This is a genomic window from candidate division WOR-3 bacterium, from assembly GCA_039801905.1.
Lineage (GTDB): Bacteria > Hydrothermota > Tepidihabitantia > Tepidihabitantales > JBDRVQ01 > JBDRVQ01.
Genome location: JBDRVQ010000031.1, coordinates 1 through 19474 on the forward strand (window position 1 = coordinate 1; position 19474 = coordinate 19474).

A 19474-nucleotide genomic window follows, 5' to 3' on the forward strand; every position below is an offset into this window, starting at 1 on the left:
TAATTACGATAATACCTGCCGTACTATGCCCAGCCGCATAGATATTGCCATCAGGACCATAAACCAAACACTGTGCTACATCTACGGGAGACCCATCATATCGGTAAATCCATCTCACATTCTGAGCAAAGATAGAAATTGGTAATATGGTTATTAGAAGCGCTACAAGGAAATTCCCCAAGAAGTTCCTTCGGTTCATTTAATGAATCATACTGCCAAAAGGAATTTTTTTCAAGGGACAAAAGATAATATCACTAGCGGTCATGGCGATTGATGGGATTTCAAACTGACACCGGAAATAACCTCTTCTGGTTCTGGTCCAATATCCTCCTCAACATTAAAGGTAGAGAGATAAAGTTTTGAACTCCCCTCAGATAGATTCTTTACTAAAAAGGCACAATAAGAATATCTACCGAGGTCTTTGGGATAGGTCTGGGCAATTACCGGTTGAGTTGGCTTTAAGTTTTCATTCCCACCAAAGAGAATGGTCTTATGCCAGGTATTATCAGTCTTTAAGGTCTTACAGAAGACCGTATCATTTTTCAGATAGGTAATCCTCGGCATTTCCGAGTTATCAAGGCAAAGCGAAGGATAAGAACCCGAATCAACCTCTAAAACACTTTCCTATGTTTCTCCCCTATCTTTTGATTTGGCAGGGAAGATGGAAAGTTTAAAAGAAAACTTACTCGGCTCGGGCAAAACCACGGGTTGGCTTGGGACGAATCGTTAAGACTAAACCTCACTTTGAGGGTAAGAAGTGTTTCCCTTTGCTCTTGTCTTTTCCCAACTTTTTTGTATAATACTGGTTAAATAAATAACGAGGTGATATATGAGAAGGTTTATTTTTTTTCTTTTGACTTTATCTTTTCTTTTTGGTTTTGCTGGAGAAATACTGATCCAAATCTCCTTTAACCATGCGGAGAAGATAGAGGAAGCGAAAGCAATTCCGGTCGCCTTTTTTGAAAACTCAATTATCGCTCGGATTGATAAGGATAACCTATCTTCCTTACCAGTTGATTATAAAATCCTCTGCCCTTTATCCGCCGCAGCCGGAAAAGAAGAACTTTTCTACATTGTCTATCATTCTCCTTACTTAAAAAGGTCAGTTGCCCGTTCAATCTTAAAGGAAAAAGCGGAAATTCTTTGTGAAGATGGTGATGCCTTTTTTGTGAAAGCGAAAGAAGAAAGAATTATTTCTATTCTCCATCTGGGTTTTGAGATTGCTAATGTCTCTCTCCAACCGGTCGTTCTACCACCACCTCCCAAAGAAGAGGAAGGAAAACTTGAGATTGACCCGTGGCTTTGCCCCGAGGCGAGTATGCAGGAAAACCCGGTGATTCGGGAAATTCTGGATAGGATAACCCCAACCGAGATTGCCCAAATTGTTCGGGAATTATCCGGTGAAGTTCCGGTTACAGTTCGGGGAAGGTTGGATACGATAAGAACCAGATACGCCACCGCGGCGAAGAACTCTTCCGCGGCTTGGTATATCTATGAGAAACTTTCTACCTATAATCTTGATTCGGTTAACTTCCATACCTTTACCTGGTCTTATACCGATAGCAATGTGATTGGCACAAAGAATGGCCGGGTCTATCCGAGAAGATACTATATCATTGGTGGCCATTTTGATTGCACCTCGGAATCTCCTTCTACCTATGCCCCAGGAGCGGATGACAACGCCACAGGAACTGTCGCCGCGCTGATTGCCGCCAAGTATATGTCGCTTTATCCTTGGAAATATACGATTAAGTTTATCGCTTGGAATGCCGAAGAGTTTGGTCTCTACGGCAGTGACCGACACGCCCAATTGGTCCAATCCCGGGGTGATTCTCTTTTGGGCGTCTTAAATGGTGATATGATTGCTACCGAGATGACAAACTTAGATTCCGTAAGGGTCTATACCGGAACCAGAACCAGTTCCCGGGCAATTGGCGATACCTTCTTTGCCGTTAATGAAAGGTATAATATCGGCTTAAGGGTTCGCCGGAGCACCTCCATGCAAGCTAATTCCGACCACTACTCCTATTACTCCCGGGGTTATGATGCGGTCCATATCTTTGAGGATGATATGTGTCCAAATTATCACACCACTGGTGACCGGATTACCGCCTCCTCTTTTGATACCATCTACTTCTGTAAGGTAGTAAAGGCGATGGTTGCCACTTTAGCTACCTTTGCCCAACCCGATACCCAAATCACCGGAGTGGAAGAAAGATCCAAGGAGCCCGTGGCGAAAATTAAAATTAATCCTAACCCCTTTAAGACAAGCACATTTATTCATTTGCCATCCGATTTTGCTGATAGAGATTTAAGAATCTATGATTCCCAAGGAAGATTAGTAAAATCTTTTTCGGTAAAAGAAGGAGAAAATGGTATCTTCTGGGATGGCCGGGATGAAAAAGGAAGAAAAAAATCAGGAGTTTACTTTCTCTCTTTGGGAAAGGAATTGCATAAGTTGGTTTTAATGGAATAAGAAAGACCTTCTATCTTTTAAGCCGCAAAGGTTAACAAAGGTAATAAGGGGAAGTTGATTTATAACCCATTTTTATTATAATGGAAAGATGAAAAGGATTCTTACCGGTGACCGGCCAACTGGCCCTTTGCACCTTGGCCATTATGTGGGAACAATTATCAATCGGGTGAAACTCCAATACGAATACGATACCTTCATCTTAATTGCTGATGCCCAAGCCCTAACCACCAATTTTAACCACCCTGAGAAATTGAAAGAGGATGTCTACCATTGTGCCTTGGATAATTTGGCTTGCGGTTTAGACCCAAAGGTCGCCACCATCTTCATCCAGACGATGATTCCGGAGATTGCGGAATTGACCATTTATTTCTCTAATCTCGTTACGATAAATGTCCTACTCCATAATCCCACAATTAAGACGGAGGCAAAGGTCTTCGGGTTTGAAGAGAGATACCCTTATGGCTTTTTGGGTTATCCGGTCTCCCAAGCCGCAGATATCACCTTCTGCAAAGCCGATTTGGTGCCGGTTGGTGAAGATCAATTACCACATATTGAATTAACCAGGAAAATTGTCCGCCGGTTTAATGAACTCTACGGACCGGTTTTGGTTGAACCCGAGGCTTTACTTTCCGATGTCCCCCGACTACCCGGTTTGGATGGGCAAAAGATGTCAAAATCAATTGGCAATTGTATCTTCTTAAAGGATTCCGATAAGGAGATTGAGGAGAAGGTAAGGCGGGCGCTAACCGACCCGGCGCGGATTCATCCTAATGACCCCGGTCATCCCGAAGTCTGCGTCGTCTTCACCTATCATAAGGCATTCAATCGGGGGGAAATTGTAGAAATTGCCGAAGCCTGCCGGAGGGGGAGAATTGGCTGTGTGGAATGTAAGAAAAAATTATCAGCAAAATTGAAGGAGATTTTACGTCCCATCCGGGAAAAGCGGTCTTATTACGAGAAGAATTTAGATTTGGTGACGGAGATTCTTATTAGCGGCACCAAAAAGGCGAAGGCGGTAGCAGAAAGAACGATGGCGGAAGTTCGGGATGCGATGCGCCTAAACTATTTTAAGTAGTGAAAGAGAGAAACTACGCCATAATTTTAGCCGCCGGGGAAGGGAAAAGATTCGGTGGGAGAAAGCAATTCTTCCTCCTTAAGGGACTTCCCCTTTTTCTCTATTCGGTTTTTACCTTTGAGAATTCCCCCTCCTGTTCGGAGATTATTATCGTCACGAATGAAGATAAGATCGGGTTTGTTGAAAGATGGCTGGTTAAGGAAAGATTGAAAAAGGTGAAGAAGGTGGTGGCCGGGGGGAAGAGGCGCATTGATTCCACTTATCAGGGCTTAAAAGAACTCCCCAAAGAAGGCATCGTTGCCGTTCACGATGCGGCTCGTCCGATTCTCAGACCGAAGATAATTAAAATGGGTTTTAAGTTGGCAAAGAGATATCGGGCGGTAATTTTTGGTCTCCCTGTTGAGGAGACGATAAAGCGGGTAAAAGCCTCCCGGATCGTAGAGACCATTCCCCGAGAAGGACTTTACCGGGTGCAAACCCCCCAATTTTTTGAAATTGGTCTTTTGCGCTCGGCAATGGCGTCACTTTCCAATAAAAGAGAGAATTTTACCGACGAATCCCAACTTGTGGAGCGATTCGGTTATCCCAGTTATCTCTTTTTGGGCGATAAGAATAATATAAAAGTGACGACCCGCGAAGACCTTAATTTCTTGAAATTTCTTTTAAGATGAAGGTTGCCATTTTCGGTGCCACCGGTTTCTTAGGTAAACAAGCCTTAGCGGTGATAAAATCCCTAAGGTCTAAGACAAAAGAAGAGATCACTCTCTTTGCTCTCGCCTGTGAGAAGAATTATCACTCGTTATTGCAGCAGGCTTTTGAATTCTCCCCCCGTTTTTTAGTAGTCTATGACCAAGAGGTGGGCAAGAAGATAAAAAGGGAAAATTTACCAAAAGGAACAACCCTTTTATTAGGAAAAGAGGGGAGTATGGAAATCTGCGCCCATCCCGAAGTTGACACCATTTTTTTTCTCGCCTCGGGTACCGATCTAATCTCTCCTCTCCTTTTAGCGATTGAAAAGAGAAAAAAGATTTGTTTAGCGGGGAAGGAACTGGTTGTCGCCTTCGGAAAGTTCATTTTTAATAAGGCAAAAGAAAAAGGGGTAGCAATCATTCCGGTTGATTCGGAAATTTCTGGCCTTTTTCAGTGTCTCTCCTGCCGAAAGAAAACGGATGAGATCGCTTCCGTAATCATCACCTCTTCCGGTGGACCATTTTTCTCTGGTGGGAAAAGAAAGACATTAGAAAACTGCCTCAAGCATCCCATTTGGCGGATGGGGAAAAAGATTACCGTAGATTCCGCAACTTTAATGAATAAGGGGTTTGAAGTGATTGAGGCGGTGAGATTTTTTTCTCTGCCACCGGAAAAGGTGTTGGTTCTAATTCATCCCCAAGTTTTCGTTCATGCCCTAATTCAATTTATTGACGGTCGGATTTTAGCCCAAATTGCCCAACCGGATATGAGAATTTTTCTTCAGTATGCCTTAACCTACCCTCAAGCATTTCCCTCTCCGGTTAGACCCCTAAATTGGTCCGCGATCAAACACTGGGATTTCTTTTTACCCAATTTAGAAAAATTTCCCTGTTTGGATTTGGCTTACCGGGCGATAAAAAAAGACGGCTCTTTCCCCACGGTTTTAGTAGCAGCCGATGAAGTAGCGGTTTCTTACTTTTTGCAAAAGAAGATAAAATTTTCCCAGATTCCCAAAGTGATTGAAGAAACCTTATCCGCCCATCACCACCTCCCGGAACCTTCTCTCAACGAACTCTTAGTGGTGGAACGGGAGGCAAAAGAAAAGGCGATAGAGGTTGCGGAGAGGCTGACATGATTTTCTCTTCCACCCTCTTCGTCATCATTTTCATCAGCCTTTTGATCTTTGTCCACGAACTCGGTCACCTCTTAGCCGCTAAGAGGTCAAAGATTCCTGTGGAGAAGTTTTCTCTCGGCTTTGGGCCAGCGCTTTTTCAAAAGAAAATCGGCGAGACGATTTATGCGGTCTCCCTTATTCCCATTGGTGGTTACATTAAGTTATACGGAGAGGAAGAGGAAAAAGAAGGGGGATTTCTTTTCCAGCCCCTCCGGAAAAAACTATTTGTTGTTTTAACCGGGCCCTTTTTCAACTTCCTTTTAGGACTTATCACTACCTTCTTCATCTATCTCCTCTTCGGTATAAAATTTACCGAACCCCGAATCTCAGTAAAGGGGGAGAAAGAACTTCCTCTCCAAAAGGGCGATTTGGTCATTTCCATCGCGGGAGAGACCATCCCCAATTGGGAGAAGTTGGAGAAGGCCTTAAGGAAAAATTCCGGTCGGGAGGTAAAAATTTCCCTTTTAAGAGAAGGTGAAGTTGTCTCTTACCTCTTACCCGCGGACACCCTCTTCCTTTATCTTGACCTTCTGGTACCTCCAATTGTGGAGCGGGTGAAAAAAGGAAGTCCCGCCGAGAAGGCGGGATTGCAACCGATGGATTTAATCCTGGCGGTCAATGACCAGAAGATAACCTCTTGGGAAGAATTTACGGAGATCGTTCGCAAAAATGGAGAAAAGGAATTAAATCTCGTTTGGCAAAGGGGAGAAGAAACCCTCTCCGCCGTCATCCAACCGGAATTGGTAAGGGATGAATTGGGTGAGAAGCGAGTGGGTCAGATTGGGGTATGGGTCTATTTACCAAAAAGGATGCCTTCTCCCTTCCAATCGGTGGTAATCGCCTTCCAGAGGACGCTCTATGTCTGTCTCCAAACAGTGGTCATCATCTACAAAGTGATTGTGGGAAAAATCTCTCGCCAGGCAATTGGGGGACCGGTGATGATTGCCAAATTGACTTACGAAGGAGTTGCCTGGGGCTGGGAATATATCCTCTCCCTCCTGGCGGCTCTTTCCTTAAATCTTTTCATTATCAACCTTCTGCCCATTCCCGTAGTTGATGGAGGAAGGTCGCTTCTCTTTGTCGTAGAAAAATTGAGAAGTAGACGATTCTCAAAAAAGGAGATGGAGCGGATATTTTTCATTGGTTATCTGATTGTTGTTTTGATTGCCCTCTTCGCTTTCTTCAACGATATAAGACGTATCTTTTGGCGTTAGTTTTTCCCAATCTGCTACTTTGCCCCTTATTAACTTAAAAACAGGGTTTACTTCAATCCGCTTCACTTTAAGCAATTCTTCATACTTATCTTCATCCCTCGCCTTCACTTTCTTTAAGAGATGGGAAAATTCAAAATCTACTTGTCCTTTCGTTATCGGAATAATTCTCTTCAACTCTACAAGTTCTATCTTTTTGAGATTGAAATTGTAACCCCTGCGCTGCGCCTCAAGGAAAACTTGATAAAGATAGGCATTAATCGCCAATTGGGGATTACGGTACTCTCTGAATCTCACCAATTGGGGATGATTTTGGTAAGCCTTCGTCTTCCCCGCCAAGACCTTTTTCGCCAAAAGTCCCTCCCGCCAAACCGCTAAAAGACCATAAGCGTCTAAGTATTTGGGGTGTAAGGACCAGAGGCGCATCCCTTTAATTGAGAAGATATAAATAAAAGTTTAAAACCAAAGCGAAACTAACCCATAAGAGATAAGGGATTAAAAGATAGCCAGCAACTTTTCTAACCTTAAAGAAGGCGATGATGTTAATGAGAATTAAAAACCAAAGAATGATTATTTCGCAAAAGGCTAAGAGGGGATTCTTTAAGGTGAAGAAGAAAAATGACCAGAGGAGATTGAAGAAAAGTTGCAGGAAATAGATAGTGAGTAAACTACGGATTTTACCACCGAAGTCCTTCTGCCAAACAAGATAAAAGGCAATGCCCATCAGGATAAATAATAAATTCCAGACTGGAGCAAAGACCCAATTGGGAGGAGAAAATGGTGGTTTATTAAGGGTCGGATACCAACTTTTAACCGTGCGGGCAGTAAATTGGGAACCCAAAAAACCAACAAAAAGGGGAATAACTAATGAAATAATGATCCGCCAAGGGCGGATTTGATATCTTTTCATTTTTTACTCCTCTATTCAACAACGACACTCTTTGCTAAATGCCTTGGTTTATCAACATCGCAACCCCGGAGCACCGCGATGTGGTAGGCAAGCAGTTGCAGAGGAATGATGGAAATTAAAGGGGAGAGAAATTCTCCTTTCCTCACCGAGGGGATGAAGATTAGATAATCTGCCAGTTCTTTAATCTTCTCATCCCCTTCTTCGGCAATGGCAATAATTTTTGCCCCCCGTGATTTCACTTCGTTGAGATTGGAAAGCATCTTATCATAAAGGAAATCTTTTAAGACAATCGCCACCACCCCAACCTCTGGGGAGAGAAGGGCAATCGGACCGTGTTTCATCTCTCCGGCAGGATAACCGGTGGCGTGGATGTAAGATATCTCTTTCAATTTCAATGCCCCTTCTAATGCCTGGGGATAATTTATCCCCCGCCCCAAAAAAAGGAAATCTTTCCGCTGCCAATTCTTCCGGGCGACTTCCTTTAATAACTTGTCCAATTTTAAGACCCTCTTCATCTTTTCCGGAATTTCCCTTAAGGCATCAATAATCTCCTTAATTTTTAACTCTTTATTTCCCCTCTTTTCTCCAAAATATAATGAAAGAAGGAGGAGGGTGAAAAGTTGTGCGGTATAAGCCTTGGTAGAAGCCACCCCAATTTCTGGTCCGCAATTGATATAACAGGTGGCATCGGACTCCCGGTCAATAGAACTCCTTTTCACATTACAGACGGCTAAAACCTTTATCCCCTTATTCTTTAACATCCTTAAAGCAAATAAGGTATCAATCGTCTCCCCAGATTGGCTGATGGCAATCCCTAAAGTTTTTTCCTTATCCTTAAAGACAATCTCCCGATTCGCCAATTCCGAAGCGATTTCCACTTGGGTAGGGATCTGAGCAAAACGTTCAAAGTAGTCGCGGGCAATGAGGCCGGCGTGATAGGATGTGCCGCAGGCAAAGATTAAAATCCGCTCCAAGTCTCTTATCTCTTCGGGTAAGATTCTTGTCTCCGGATCAAAAATTATCTCTCCGGTAGGTAAAATCCGCTTTTTGATATTCTCTCTTAAAATTTTGGGCTGTTCGAATATCTCCTTCCGCATGTAATGGGGATATTTTCCTTTGGTCACCGCCTTCGGTGTGATATCAATCTTCTTTGCCCGTTTTCTAAGCTCTTTCCCTTCAAAGTCAAAAAAACTTATCCTCTCCTCGCTCAGAAGGGCAATCTCAAAATCGTCTAAAACAAAGACCTCTTTGGCGATACCGACTAATGCCAAAATATCCGAGGCGATAATCTTATCCTTCTTAGAAAGACCGACCAATAAGGGTGACCCAACTTTTGCCCCCAAAAGAATCGGTTCCTTTTGGCTAAGGACGAGGATGGCAAAGGTCCCTTTTAATAATTTAGCGGTCTTTTGGAAAGCGGAGAAGAGATTCCCTTCTCTGGTATATTTCTCTAAGAGATGGGCAATCACTTCGGAATCGGTTTCGCTTTTGAAAATATGCCCTTCCCTTTCTAACTCTTCTTTCAATTCCCGATAATTTTCAATTATCCCGTTATGAACAATCGCGATCTTGCCGGAGCAATCGGTCAAAGGATGGGCATTATTCTCATCCACTCGGCCGTGGGTTGCCCACCGGGTATGACCAATCCCCATTGCACCTTCTATCTTCTCTTCGGTGAGTAGACTTTTTAATTTTGGCAAACGCCCCACAACCTTAAATACCTTTAATTTATCCTTCTCGCGAATTGCTAAACCACAGGAATCATAACCCCGGTATTCTAATCTTTCTAAGGAGACTAAGATTACTTCTTTCACATCCCTCTCCCCCAAATAGCCAACTATCCCACACATTTTTCCCCTCCCAATTTTTCTTCTATTATCTCCTTCGCCCGGTCAATCAAGGTCCGGTTTTTAGAACAGAGGATAATCCGAAAGATTGGTTCGGTTTTTGAAGGGCGGAAATGGCAGAAGGCACTTTCGTTTCCTAACCAAAGTCCATCCTGCCGGTCTTCTTTTACCTCACCCTTGCCGCAAAGAATTTTTCTCATCTCTTCTGCTAAACCGAAGAAGAGTTCTTTCTTTTCCGGAAGGTATGGGAAAGAAAGTTTCTTAATGAAGAAACGGGGGAATTCGCGGACAAGGGAAGAAAGTTTTCCCCTTTCGGAGAGAAGAGCAAGGATTAAAAGGGTAGTTAAAATACCATCTCGGGTGAAGTTAATTTCTGGAATAATTACCCCACCATTCCCTTCCCCACCAATTAAAGCCTTCTTTTTCATCATCTCCTCAATCACATTCCTTTCCCCAACCTTTGTCCGATAGGTTCTGACCCCATACTTTTGGGCTACAAAGTCAACCAAGAGGGTTGTGGAGAGATTACAAACCACCGGACTCTTTCTTCGGTTTAAGAAGAATTCTAAGGCGAGAGGGAGGGTCAATTCTTCACCGAGGGCTTTCCCATCTTCACTGACAAAGGAGACCCGATCCCCATCCGGGTCGAAGGCAATCCCCAAATCCCCTTCTTCCTTTAAGACCGCGGCCTTCAATTTAAAGAGATGATCGGCGGTCGGCTCCGGCGGTCGGGGAAAGGAAGGTTTCTTATTATGCTCCGGGGAATAGATGTGATTAACCCGAGAGCCCACCTTTTCTAAGATTCGGTCAATTAGATAATAGACCGCACCGTTGCAGGCATCAACGAGGCAATAAAAATTCTTAAATTTAATCCCGGAAAAGATCTTTGCGTCCAAGAGGTGTTCAATATATAGATCACAGAGATTGGGATTATAGGAGTGAGAACCTTTCTTTTTTTTACTCTCTCCTCTCTTTCCCAATTCTACTTCTTCCTTTAATCTTTTAATCTCCTCTTCTCCCAAAAATAATCCCTCTGGTCCGATAAACTTCATTCCGTTGTATGCCATCGGATTGTGACTGGCGGTTAAAACGATCCCTCCGGAAAAATTCATCTTTTTAACGAGAAAGGGTAAAACCGGTGTCGGGGCGATGCCGATTGTTATCACATCGCTTCCCTCAGAAGTGATGGCGGAGACAATTTCGGGCAAGAGGAGATTTCTTGAGGGCCGGGTATCGGTGGCTAAGAGATAACTTCCTCTACCGAAGAGGCGGACAAAAGCCCGGGCGTATTGGGCAAATAAAGCGACACTCTCCTCTTTCACCAAGGCGCGCAAACCAGAAGTAGAAAGGAAAAAGTCGGACATAAAATAATTTAAGCAAAACCAAATAATAGTCAAGAAATTTTATTGAAAAACTAAATTTCCAGATGAGTTGACAATGGGAAATGTTCTAATAATTCTATTAGATGTGGCTTTTAGTCTTTTTCCTCATCCAGATATTTGAATTTGAGGAGATAGGCGGCGAGGCTTCTTTCCTTTCCGCTTCTGCCACAGTTGATGATATCCCAGTCCTTGCCTCCCTTAATCCCTCCCTCCAATTAAAGAGTCAGGAAAGCGGTCTCGTTTTCACCCACACCAAACCCTATGGCCTTTCGGAAATAGATTATCTTAAAGTCTCTTTTCGTTTGAAAAATTTAAGTCTCGGGGGCAGTGTCAGCGGCTTAATTTCCCCCGGCTACGGCGAGTGGAAATTTTCCTTAGGTAAGGGATTTTCCCTCGCTCCTTCCTTTTCCTTTGGTCTAATCTTCTCCCTCTATTATTTCTCTATTACCAATTACGAAGCGGACTTTTTCTTTTCCTTATCCCCATCTCTCTCTTTCTTGCGGAAAGAATTTCTAATCTCTTTGATTCTATTAAACAGCAACCAACCCCAAACCCGCGCCGAGGAGTCACTTCCCTTAACCTTCATCTTAGGAGTCGGTATTCCTTTACAGAAGGGGATAGATTTCCATTTTGATTACGAGCGGGAAAGAGAAGAGCGGGTGCGGGCAGGTTTAAAGATTTTGAGGAAAATTTTGGCTGCGGGAATCGGTTTGGCGACTAATCCCCCACAATTCACATCCGGTTTTGCCCTCTCCCTCTCTTCCTTTCAAACGAGTTATGGGTTAAAATGGCATCCCCAACTGAGAGAGTCCCATATTATAAACTTGGGGTGGAAATCGTCTCTCTGATCCTCTTCCTTCTTCTCTCAGAACTCCCCGGGGAAGAGTTTTTGGCCTTAAAAAATTATGGGGAAGCGTTTCCCTGGGAAGACTCCCTTCCCGAAAAGGAGATGGCAAACTATTCCCAAAAATTTTTATTCCGTCTTCGGTTAAGAAACTCATCTCTTGATAGTATCTATAACCTTACCGCTCTCTTTTTTACGAGAGGGGATCTCTCTTTCTCCTTTCTCACCGAGAAGGAAAAAGGGGAAGAGTTTTTTGACTACACCTCTTTTTCTCTCCGCGAAAATGGTAAAAATTACCATTGGCTTTTGGGTGATTTCTTCTGCCGGGAACCAGAGATCCTTCTCTCCCCTCCCTATTTCGGTTATTACTCAACCTCTCTATCAAAAAGTTCCTTCCGAATTTTAGAACCGGTGAGGTTCGTTTCGGAAAACCATTACTTCCGAGGTCTGGGTTTAGAATTAGGGAAAAGAGAGGGGATGGGAGGGAATTTCTTCCTCTCCGCTAAATCCCTAACCGCTCTTAGAGAGAGCACGGGCTCGGTGAAAGGGATTTATTACGGTCGGTATTATGATTCCCTTTCCCGAGCCAATAAGGGTAGACTAAAAGAAAAATCTTTGGGTTGGGGGGTGAGATGGCAGAAGGAAAATTTCCGTTTCCGCACCCTCTTTCTATTCAGTAATTACAACGAAAATTTCCCTTTTGGGAAAAACCTCTTCTTAAGTGGGTTTTCCCTTTGGGGGAGGATCTGGGGGCAGGAAGGGAAGGTGGAAGGGGCAAAATCTTTTCCGGGAGGTTGGGGAGGGATAGGGTGCCTCAAAAGAGATGGGCACTATCTTCGCTATCGGCTTAAAATCTCCTACCAAAGAGGTAATTTCTTTAACCTTTATGGTGCTTATCCCAATCTCCTTAAAAAGGATGACCAACTCCGGGGGCACGGAAAGATCTCCCTTAACCTCCCTTCTTGGTTCTTCTCCTTTTCCTACCATACCCGAGTTAACTTTGGCTATGACTCCTCCCCTTCCCTTTTGCGAATGGAATGGGGAAAAAGAGAAGAGCGAGGGGAGATTAAAATCTATGAGAAGTTTTATCTTGGTGAAGGGAAGCGAGGAAGCGGCTTAAAAATCATTTATCACCTCTCTCCCCGAATCCGCACCCATTGGGGAATTGAGGATAAATACCAAAAGAAAAAGAGGGGCTTTAAGTTAAGCGGAAAGATTATCTTCTCCTTCCCAGAAGATAAGATAACTTTCCAAGGTTATAAAACAATCTTAAATCAAGGGATAGATTTCTACCATTTAGAAACCGAAGGTTATCAGGAAAATGATCACATCGGCCAGAGTGAAGAAAGAGTTGCTTTGGGTTACGAAAAGCAGATCGGCTGTTGGAAGATAAATTTCGGTTTGGGGCTCACCAGAGAAGAGAAAAGTATTTACGATTTTAAGGGGGAGATAAGGTATGAGCGAATTCCGAATTGATTACCACATCCACCCCAATTATTCTTTAGACGCGGAAGGGGAGATTTTTGATTATTGTCTTTTGGCGGAGAAATTAGGTTATCAAGAGATTGGTTTTACGCCCCACTGCGAACTTGATCCGGAAAGGAGAGAGAAGGATGATAAGGTGAATCTCAAAGGGAAGATTGTGAGTATGCGTTCCGATTGGCTTGCCCATTACTTTTCCGAGATTGAGGAGGCGCGGCGGAAATTCCCTAAATTAAAGATCAAGGCGGGAATTGAGATTGGTTACGAAAGGAGGATAGAGGAAGAAATAAGGAAGATTATTAATACCTATCCCTTTGATTATACCGTCGGGGCAATTCATTGCCTCCACCACATCGCGATAATCGCCAAAGAGGAGATAAAGATGCTTAAGGGAAAATTGAAAACCCCAGAGGAGTTTCTTAGGGAATATTTTTCTTCCCTTCGGGAAATGGCTTTCTCCTCCCTCTTTGATATCTTAGCCCACATTGATGGGTATAAGAAATATTGTTGGGAGGTTTATGGTGACTCATTAATCAGGGAAGGGAAAAAAAGGATGGTAGAATTCTTAAAAGAGTTGGCAAAGTCAGAGGTGGGGATAGAGATAAACCTTTCTGGTTTTCGCCATTACCCAAAAGAACCCTACCCTGGATTGGAAATAATTAAGAAAGGAAAAGAGTTGGGAATAAAAACTTTTGTTCTCGGTTCCGATTGCCACCGCCCTTCGGATTTTGGCTTCTTCCTGGATAGGGGAAGAGAGATTATCTCTCTCCTGGGGATAAATTTGACGAGATTTTATCGCCGCCAAAAGGAAATTTAGACCGTATAGTATTCCGATACCAATTGACAGTGAACTTTTCTTCCTTAAACTTATTTTATGAGAAACTTTCTTTTCTTCTCCTTAATTATCTCAATAAGTTTTGCGGGCTTTGAGGTTGAGACCTTACCACCCCCGGTCTTCCATAATCATTCCTTTGCTTTGCTCTCTAACAGTCGCTATTCGGTCCATTCCGGTTTTAGTAGTTCCTTACCCAATCAAGTTTTAGCCAATATCCTTTGGGCAATGGCCAAGGTGCCGAGGATTGGGAGTTATCAGGAGATTTATGTGGCAACACCAACCAATGTCTATCGCTATGATCCAAATACTCATACCTTAGTTTTGCATCTGGCGGGTAATCACCGTTCAAACGCTAATGCGGCATTTGAAATTGGTATCGCTACGGAGCGTTATGAGGAAGCGGGTTTTGCTACTCAGGTTGGACTTTTGGCAAGTGTCGCGTTCTGGGATAGTGGAGGAAGTAATGTTGTCTCCTGTCCAATGCAGAGCGCTACCAATTACGCCAATAGCAATTGGCAACCGATCCATCCGATAAGACTGGTGAATGTTCACGGTCGGGGAACGGTGCGCGGTTTAGATACAACCTGTTTAGCTATCTCTTCGGATTCTACCTTACCCAGACCATTAACCAGAGGCAATGATACCTTGGAAGTTCTTCTTAATAACCTCCAGATGGATTCTTTATTTATTTCCGGAGAGATTCCCTTAACTAAAATTTCCCAGATCCTCTGGGCGGGTTATGGTGTCGCTCCTCATATGACTGCGAATAGCCGACGCGGTTTAACGGTTCCCAGTGCGGTCGCCAATTACTATCTGACCGGTAAAATTTACTTGGTTCGGGATAGTGGTGTCTATCGTTATCACAACCGCCTGCCTAGCGGTAGCCTCAATACCGCTGACCATCGGCTCCAAATTTTAGTGAGTGGTGACCGGAGGGGAGAACTGCGTTCGGCTTCACCCCGCATCCCTCAAACTGCTCCGGTCTATTTTGTCGTCACGGTTACCGATACCACCTCTAATTACCAGATGTTAGAAGCGGGTTTTGTGGGTATTCAATTCCTTCTACAAGCCCAGGGTTTGGGTCTCGCTTCTTTTTTAACCTGTCCCCTCAGCCCAACAGAAAGGAACGCCATCCGAAATGCCCTCTCCCTTCCCAGTAACGAATTTCCTGTCTTAGTCTCATCTGTTGGAGAAAGATTGACTGCTCTTAAAGAGCGTTACGCCCAAATTAAGAAAATTTCCCTCTCTTCACCCAATCAGATCCCGATAAAAATTGAATTTTGGGTTGAAAAATCAGGGATTGCCCAATTTTTTATTTATGACCTATCGGGGAGACCGATTCGTTCCTTTAAGAAGGTCTTTACCAAAGAAGGTTATCACTACTGGGAATGGGATGGCCGGGATGAAAAAGGGGAAAATACCTCCCCAGGTATCTACTTCCTCTATGCCCAAGTTGGTGGGAGGAAGGTGATAAGGAAGATAGTGAAGATCCGTTAATTTCTTCAAAGGCATCTAAATTATAAATCCTCATCAAATCCTCTGCTGAGCCACCTCTGGAAATACCTCTTCCGCAGCCTGCCAAAAACCGAAAGGGGATATAAACCCCCGCCGCAAAGATATGGGCATGCGGTTTCTTTTAACCCTTGATTTTTTAGAGATTTTAAGAAAAATACTCATGGTGTGTCTCCTTTGGCGGGTGCTGATTTTGGTGGCACCTGCCTTTTAATTACACCTTTGATTAAACTCTCAATTAGGCTTTCGGTTAAATTTATAATTAGCCCCCCCAATTAAGCCTCCAATTAGACCCTTAATTAGATTGCCAATTATTCTTATTATTATTATTCCTACCTTTATTCTTACTTTTAGATCCTTAATTAGCCCCAAGTTTAAACTGGTTATTAGGTCATCAATTAGGTTTTCTATTAGACCCCCGATACCATCCCCTGTATGCTACACCCATTTTATAAAGAGACTCCCCTCCTGTTTGATAAAGGTTATGATTTAATGCCATTTTCGTTAAGTGCTAATTACCCAATAACACCTCCTCAATCTCTCTTCTGATAATTATAAAAATTATAAAAGTCTTATCCGCCTCTTTGAGCCGAGACTTCGCCAAAGGCGAGTGAGTTAATTCCAAAAAGGTAAAATCCTTAATTAACTTATTCATAGCCCTATATAATAATAACGGAAATACCCCCCATTTTCTGACACTAAATTTCCTCTTTCTTTTAAGTCTTTGATTTATAATAACTTTATAGTCAAATGAAGGGTTGACAGGAATTCCTTTTTCTCTAAAATCATAATTATGATTCTGGCGGCTGATTTGCGAGAAGGGCAGGTGATTAAATTGGAAGGAGAACTTTATAAGGTGATTACTGCGGAATTGAAGGCGGGAACTGCTAAGTTTGGTAGTTTGGTCCATCTCAAATTAAAAAACTTAAAGAGCCATACCTTTACCGAAAGGCGTTTTGCTCCGGAGACGAAGTTAGAAGATGTCCATCTTGATTCGGAGGTTATGGATTACCTGTATGCCGATGGGGAGAATTTCTATTTCCTCCGTGAGACCGATTATGAGCAGTTTGCCGTTCCCAAGGAGATGATTGGTGATTTCTCTCCCTTCTTGGTTGAAGGGATGAAGTTAAAATTTGAATTTTATGAAGGCCGCCCGGTCAATGCCCTCATTCCCAAGACGGTTGATCTGAAGGTGGTAGCCACTGGTTCCGGAATTAAAGGGGGGACCGATGCCGCTTACAAGGAGGCGAAATTGGAAAACGGGATGGAGATTATGGTCCCCCAGTTTATTAAGGTAGGGGATATCGTTCGGGTAGCCACCGATACAAAGAGATACTTGGAAAGGGTGAAGGGATAAATTATTCGGCAGCAGAGAATTTTCTTTTATTTTTTCATAGTTTTTCTCTTCTTTTTTAACTCTTTCATTAAAATCTATAACTTTGGTGATGGTAAATTATTCTATTCCGATTCCGCCCTCCGCTTCCGCTATGCCCAAATGATTAGTGAGGGGAAGAAGATTCCGGTAATTGATAAAAAGATCCATCACCCAGAAGGTTTAAGGGTGAGAAGCCTCATTCATTTAACTGAGGATTGGGTGATCGGCAAATCCTATCGGATTTTTATCAAATTTTTCCCTAAGGTTTCTTTTACCGATTACCTGAAATACTTTGTCAGTATCTTCTCTTCCCTTTCGGTTATCATTATCTTCTTTTTCGCTTCTTCCTTTTGGGGAAATAAATTTTCGGGTATTCTTTCTGCTTTCTTTTACGCCATTGGCCTCCCAAGTTTCTGGCGGGTGACCGGTAATTATTTGCGCGAGGAGTTTGCCCTGCCCTTTCTTTTCCTCTCTCTCTATCTCTTCTTTTTGGGGTTAAAAGAAAAAAGAAAAGGGGCTTTATTTTTCTTATCAGGCCTCAGCCTGACAATTGGTTTAATCACCTGGCATCTGAGTCAATTCTTCTTCTCCCTCTTTGCCCTCTTCTTAATTTTTCTCTTCTTCTTTGGGAGAGAGATAGTGGAAGATTCTTTTAAGTATCTCTTCTTCTTCCTCATCCCGATTTTAATCGCTGGTCTCTTTTGGGAGCCGCTCGCCAGTAAATACTTCCTCCTCTCCTTTCCCGTCATCACCTCCCTCTGGTTAGGGTTAATCTCCTTAAAAAAGGGTCTCCATAAACTCTTTGCCCTCTTGCCCCTCCCTCTCTTTTTCCTATTCCGTTTTCTCTTTCCTCGCTATTTCCAAGAATACGCCCATGTCTTTGAGACCATCTTCGCTAAGATAATCTATCTGGGTAAGAAACCGGCTGACCCTGCTCTTCTCTCTTTCTCTGCCCGTGCCATTTGGCTCGGACCTTTCTCTTCTCCCGGACCTCTCTCCTTTGCCTTTTCTCTTCTTATCCCTTTTCTTCTCTCCCTTATTAGTTTTCTCTATTTACTTTTCCGGCCGCAGGCAAAAGAGAATAAACTCTTTCTCTCCTTCTTCTTTATTCTCTTCACAATTCTCTATCTCTTGGTCATTCGGCTTGAGGTCTTTTTCTTCTTCTTTGTCGCCTTAGCGATTGGCGGGAACTGGCTTTTAATAAAGAAGAGATGGGGCAGCGCCATCTTAATTATTGGCCTCCTTTTAGAAGGTTATAAGGTAATCAATTACCAAAATCTCTTTAATAAATACTATTTTAAGTTGAGTGCGGAATGGCAGACGAAGCCGACCGCTTACGGCCGGGATTGGGAAGCCTTACGGGATTGGGTAGAAAGGAATGTGAAGGGAGAGGAGGGGATTCTGGCAGATGTTGATATCTCCGCGATGCTTCTCGCCTATACGGAAAGACCGATTGTTATCCAACCAATCTACGAAAAAAAGGAAGCCCGGGACAGGGTTTTAGAGTGTTTAAGTAGTTTCTATAAGAGCGAAGAGGAATTTTTCTCTCTTCTTAAAAGATACCAAATCTCCTATATCATCTACCAAAAGGATTTTCTTTTAGATAACACTAAGGAGGGGGTTCGGTATTTGACCGATAACTTGAAGGTGAAAAAGAATTCGGTCGCCTACCTTATGCATTGCCAACCGGAGAGTTTAAAAAGACTTTCCCTCCTCTATCAGACTAATACCTTTCGGATTTATCGGGTTTTAAGAGAGGGAGAAGGGAAAAAGTTAGTTAAATTACCCTATTCTCCTTATTTTGACCAATCCCTCTTTCCCCAAGAGGGAAGTTCCCCTTATTGGGATGACCGACAGACAAAGGAGGTGGAAGAGAATGTCTTTAATGCCATAAAAAACTATAATCAAGGTTTGGCATTGATGAGAAAGGAAGAATACGAGAAGGCGATTAGCAAATTTCTTGCTATCTTAGAAAACTTTAAGGAATTGGAAAGGACCAATTATTATCTTGGGGTTTGTTATGAGAAGATTGGGGAAAAAGAAAAAGCCTTCTCCTTTTTTGAGAAGGCGATTGAATATAACCCTAACGATTTAGCACCCTACTTAAAGAAGGCACAGATCTTAGACGAGAAAGATGACTTTTCCGGAGCGGTAGGGAGTGTGACGGAGGCTTTAATGGTTGAACCAGAGAATAAAGATCTCTATTCCCTCTTTGGCTATCTCTACCTCAAAAGGAATAAACCGGAGGAGGCGATAAAGGAATTGGAAAAAATCTCTTCCCTCTTCCCCAAAAATCCCCTCTTCCCCCTCTATATTGGCTACCTCTATGCTTACAAAAATGACTTAATAAATGCGGAGCGGCAATTTCTTAAAGCGAAGGATTTGGCTCCCACCAATTTTGAAATCTATTCCGCGCTTGGTTCTCTCTATCTCCAGAAAGATGAGAAAGAGAAAGCACTTACTTACTTTGAGCAATCCCTCCAGATCAATCCCAACCAGCCGGAGTTAAAAAAACGTTTATCGGAGTTAAGAAGGGAATGATCATCTTCTCTAATTCCGGTTTGAAAGGCATCAAATCCAATCCCTTGAAATATCAAGAACTTTTATTAAAATAAATGTTGGAGGGTTAGACCTAATTGGTAAGGCAGCGGACTTGAAATC

At 43.0% G+C, this 19474-nt stretch carries 18 protein-coding genes; 11 read left to right on the forward strand and 7 right to left on the reverse strand.

The genetic code is table 11. The features are described from left to right. Together ABIL00_06505 and ABIL00_06510 are read right to left on the reverse strand one after the other, a co-directional pair. The coding region (locus ABIL00_06505) for a hypothetical protein (protein ID MEO0110406.1) at positions 1 to 199 on the reverse strand (199 nt) is incomplete at its 3' end. 62 nt (positions 200 to 261) lie between these two features. Further along, entirely contained in the window at positions 262 to 564 is a 303-nt protein-coding gene (locus ABIL00_06510; protein ID MEO0110407.1) for a hypothetical protein, read from the reverse strand. Positions 565 to 829: 265 nt separating this feature from the next. Between ABIL00_06510 and ABIL00_06515 the strand changes: the two genes are divergently transcribed. From ABIL00_06515 to rseP, 5 genes are all read left to right on the forward strand, one after another. Next, the gene (locus ABIL00_06515) at positions 830 to 2476 is read left to right on the forward strand and encodes a M28 family peptidase (GenBank protein ID MEO0110408.1); all 1647 of its coding nucleotides are present in this window, start codon (positions 830 to 832) and stop codon (positions 2474 to 2476) included. An 88-nt stretch (positions 2477 to 2564) separates the two neighbouring features. Continuing rightward, positions 2565 to 3551 carry a tryptophan--tRNA ligase gene (trpS, locus tag ABIL00_06520; GenBank protein MEO0110409.1) on the forward strand — a complete coding sequence of 329 codons (987 nt, stop codon included), beginning with the start codon at positions 2565 to 2567 and terminating at the stop codon, positions 3549 to 3551. Continuing rightward, positions 3551 to 4222 (forward strand): 2-C-methyl-D-erythritol 4-phosphate cytidylyltransferase, encoded by a 672-nt coding sequence (ispD, locus tag ABIL00_06525; protein MEO0110410.1) that lies wholly within the window; start codon positions 3551 to 3553, stop codon positions 4220 to 4222. The genes trpS and ispD overlap by 1 nt, the downstream gene beginning before the upstream one ends. Then, positions 4219 to 5376, forward strand: coding sequence for a 1-deoxy-D-xylulose-5-phosphate reductoisomerase (gene dxr / locus ABIL00_06530; protein MEO0110411.1), 1158 nt, complete (start codon positions 4219 to 4221; stop codon positions 5374 to 5376). The genes ispD and dxr overlap by 4 nt, the downstream gene beginning before the upstream one ends. Further along, a complete protein-coding gene (rseP, locus tag ABIL00_06535) occupies positions 5373 to 6629 on the forward strand; it encodes an RIP metalloprotease RseP (protein MEO0110412.1) in 1257 nt (418 codons plus the stop codon). Before dxr ends, rseP begins: the two co-directional genes overlap by 4 nt. Here the strand turns inward: rseP and ABIL00_06540 are convergent. The 4 genes from ABIL00_06540 to ABIL00_06555 are packed head-to-tail and all read right to left on the reverse strand — an operon-like array spanning position 6525 to position 10747. Next, the gene (locus ABIL00_06540; GenBank protein MEO0110413.1) at positions 6525 to 7052 is read right to left on the reverse strand and encodes a pyrimidine dimer DNA glycosylase/endonuclease V; all 528 of its coding nucleotides are present in this window, start codon (positions 7050 to 7052) and stop codon (positions 6525 to 6527) included. The two genes, rseP and ABIL00_06540, sit on opposite strands and share 105 nt — an antisense overlap. A 4-nt stretch (positions 7053 to 7056) precedes the next feature. Then, positions 7057 to 7536, reverse strand: a complete 480-nt coding sequence (locus ABIL00_06545; protein MEO0110414.1) for a TspO/MBR family protein — start codon at positions 7534 to 7536, stop codon at positions 7057 to 7059. Between the two features lie 11 nt (positions 7537 to 7547). Further along, the gene (gene glmS, locus ABIL00_06550) at positions 7548 to 9386 is read right to left on the reverse strand and encodes a glutamine--fructose-6-phosphate transaminase (isomerizing) (GenBank protein ID MEO0110415.1); all 1839 of its coding nucleotides are present in this window, start codon (positions 9384 to 9386) and stop codon (positions 7548 to 7550) included. Then, the gene (locus ABIL00_06555; protein ID MEO0110416.1) at positions 9374 to 10747 is read right to left on the reverse strand and encodes a hypothetical protein; all 1374 of its coding nucleotides are present in this window, start codon (positions 10745 to 10747) and stop codon (positions 9374 to 9376) included. The genes glmS and ABIL00_06555 overlap by 13 nt, the downstream gene beginning before the upstream one ends. A 101-nt stretch (positions 10748 to 10848) precedes the next feature. Here ABIL00_06555 and ABIL00_06560 point away from each other — a divergent pair, with 101 nt between their 5' ends. From ABIL00_06560 to ABIL00_06575, 4 genes are read left to right on the forward strand one after another with little or no spacing between them, the layout of a single operon-like run. After that, the gene (locus ABIL00_06560) at positions 10849 to 11613 is read left to right on the forward strand and encodes a hypothetical protein (protein MEO0110417.1); all 765 of its coding nucleotides are present in this window, start codon (positions 10849 to 10851) and stop codon (positions 11611 to 11613) included. Beyond that, the gene (locus tag ABIL00_06565) at positions 11553 to 13085 is read left to right on the forward strand and encodes a hypothetical protein (GenBank protein ID MEO0110418.1); all 1533 of its coding nucleotides are present in this window, start codon (positions 11553 to 11555) and stop codon (positions 13083 to 13085) included. The genes ABIL00_06560 and ABIL00_06565 overlap by 61 nt, the downstream gene beginning before the upstream one ends. Beyond that, the gene (locus tag ABIL00_06570) at positions 13066 to 13908 is read left to right on the forward strand and encodes a histidinol-phosphatase (protein ID MEO0110419.1); all 843 of its coding nucleotides are present in this window, start codon (positions 13066 to 13068) and stop codon (positions 13906 to 13908) included. Before ABIL00_06565 ends, ABIL00_06570 begins: the two co-directional genes overlap by 20 nt. A gap of 57 nt (positions 13909 to 13965) precedes the next feature. After that, positions 13966 to 15423, forward strand: coding sequence for a nitroreductase family protein (locus tag ABIL00_06575; GenBank protein ID MEO0110420.1), 1458 nt, complete (start codon positions 13966 to 13968; stop codon positions 15421 to 15423). A gap of 526 nt (positions 15424 to 15949) precedes the next feature. Here the strand turns inward: ABIL00_06575 and ABIL00_06580 are convergent. Further along, positions 15950 to 16093 (reverse strand): hypothetical protein, encoded by a 144-nt coding sequence (locus ABIL00_06580; protein MEO0110421.1) that lies wholly within the window; start codon positions 16091 to 16093, stop codon positions 15950 to 15952. 138 nt (positions 16094 to 16231) lie between these two features. Between ABIL00_06580 and ABIL00_06585 the strand changes: the two genes are divergently transcribed. Continuing rightward, positions 16232 to 16795, forward strand: a complete 564-nt coding sequence (locus ABIL00_06585) for an elongation factor P (protein ID MEO0110422.1) — start codon at positions 16232 to 16234, stop codon at positions 16793 to 16795. A gap of 138 nt (positions 16796 to 16933) precedes the next feature. Then, on the forward strand, positions 16934 to 19354 hold the full coding sequence (locus tag ABIL00_06590; GenBank protein MEO0110423.1) for a tetratricopeptide repeat protein: 2421 nt from the start codon (positions 16934 to 16936) through the stop codon (positions 19352 to 19354). Positions 19355 to 19474: the final 120 nt, after the last annotated feature.

What these genes read in the sequence shown, in the direction of transcription:
- dxr (MEO0110411.1), top strand. Translation starts at nt 4,219, where the DNA reads ATGAAGGTTGCCATTTTCGGTGCCACCGGTTTCTTAGGTAAACAAGCC.
- ABIL00_06585 (MEO0110422.1), top strand. Translation starts at nt 16,232, where the DNA reads ATGATTCTGGCGGCTGATTTGCGAGAAGGGCAGGTGATTAAATTGGAA.
- ABIL00_06590 (MEO0110423.1), top strand. Translation starts at nt 16,934, where the DNA reads ATGATTAGTGAGGGGAAGAAGATTCCGGTAATTGATAAAAAGATCCAT.
- glmS (MEO0110415.1), bottom strand. Translation starts at nt 9,386, where the DNA reads ATGTGTGGGATAGTTGGCTATTTGGGGGAGAGGGATGTGAAAGAAGTA.
- ABIL00_06565 (MEO0110418.1), top strand. Translation starts at nt 11,553, where the DNA reads ATGGCATCCCCAACTGAGAGAGTCCCATATTATAAACTTGGGGTGGAA.
- ABIL00_06545 (MEO0110414.1), bottom strand. Translation starts at nt 7,536, where the DNA reads ATGAAAAGATATCAAATCCGCCCTTGGCGGATCATTATTTCATTAGTT.
- trpS (MEO0110409.1), top strand. Translation starts at nt 2,565, where the DNA reads ATGAAAAGGATTCTTACCGGTGACCGGCCAACTGGCCCTTTGCACCTT.
- ABIL00_06580 (MEO0110421.1), bottom strand. Translation starts at nt 16,093, where the DNA reads ATGAATAAGTTAATTAAGGATTTTACCTTTTTGGAATTAACTCACTCG.
- ABIL00_06515 (MEO0110408.1), top strand. Translation starts at nt 830, where the DNA reads ATGAGAAGGTTTATTTTTTTTCTTTTGACTTTATCTTTTCTTTTTGGT.
- ABIL00_06575 (MEO0110420.1), top strand. Translation starts at nt 13,966, where the DNA reads ATGAGAAACTTTCTTTTCTTCTCCTTAATTATCTCAATAAGTTTTGCG.
- rseP (MEO0110412.1), top strand. Translation starts at nt 5,373, where the DNA reads ATGATTTTCTCTTCCACCCTCTTCGTCATCATTTTCATCAGCCTTTTG.
- ABIL00_06540 (MEO0110413.1), bottom strand. Translation starts at nt 7,052, where the DNA reads ATGCGCCTCTGGTCCTTACACCCCAAATACTTAGACGCTTATGGTCTT.
- ABIL00_06555 (MEO0110416.1), bottom strand. Translation starts at nt 10,747, where the DNA reads ATGTCCGACTTTTTCCTTTCTACTTCTGGTTTGCGCGCCTTGGTGAAA.
- ABIL00_06510 (MEO0110407.1), bottom strand. Translation starts at nt 564, where the DNA reads ATGCCGAGGATTACCTATCTGAAAAATGATACGGTCTTCTGTAAGACC.
- ABIL00_06570 (MEO0110419.1), top strand. Translation starts at nt 13,066, where the DNA reads ATGAGCGAATTCCGAATTGATTACCACATCCACCCCAATTATTCTTTA.
- ABIL00_06560 (MEO0110417.1), top strand. Translation starts at nt 10,849, where the DNA reads ATGTGGCTTTTAGTCTTTTTCCTCATCCAGATATTTGAATTTGAGGAG.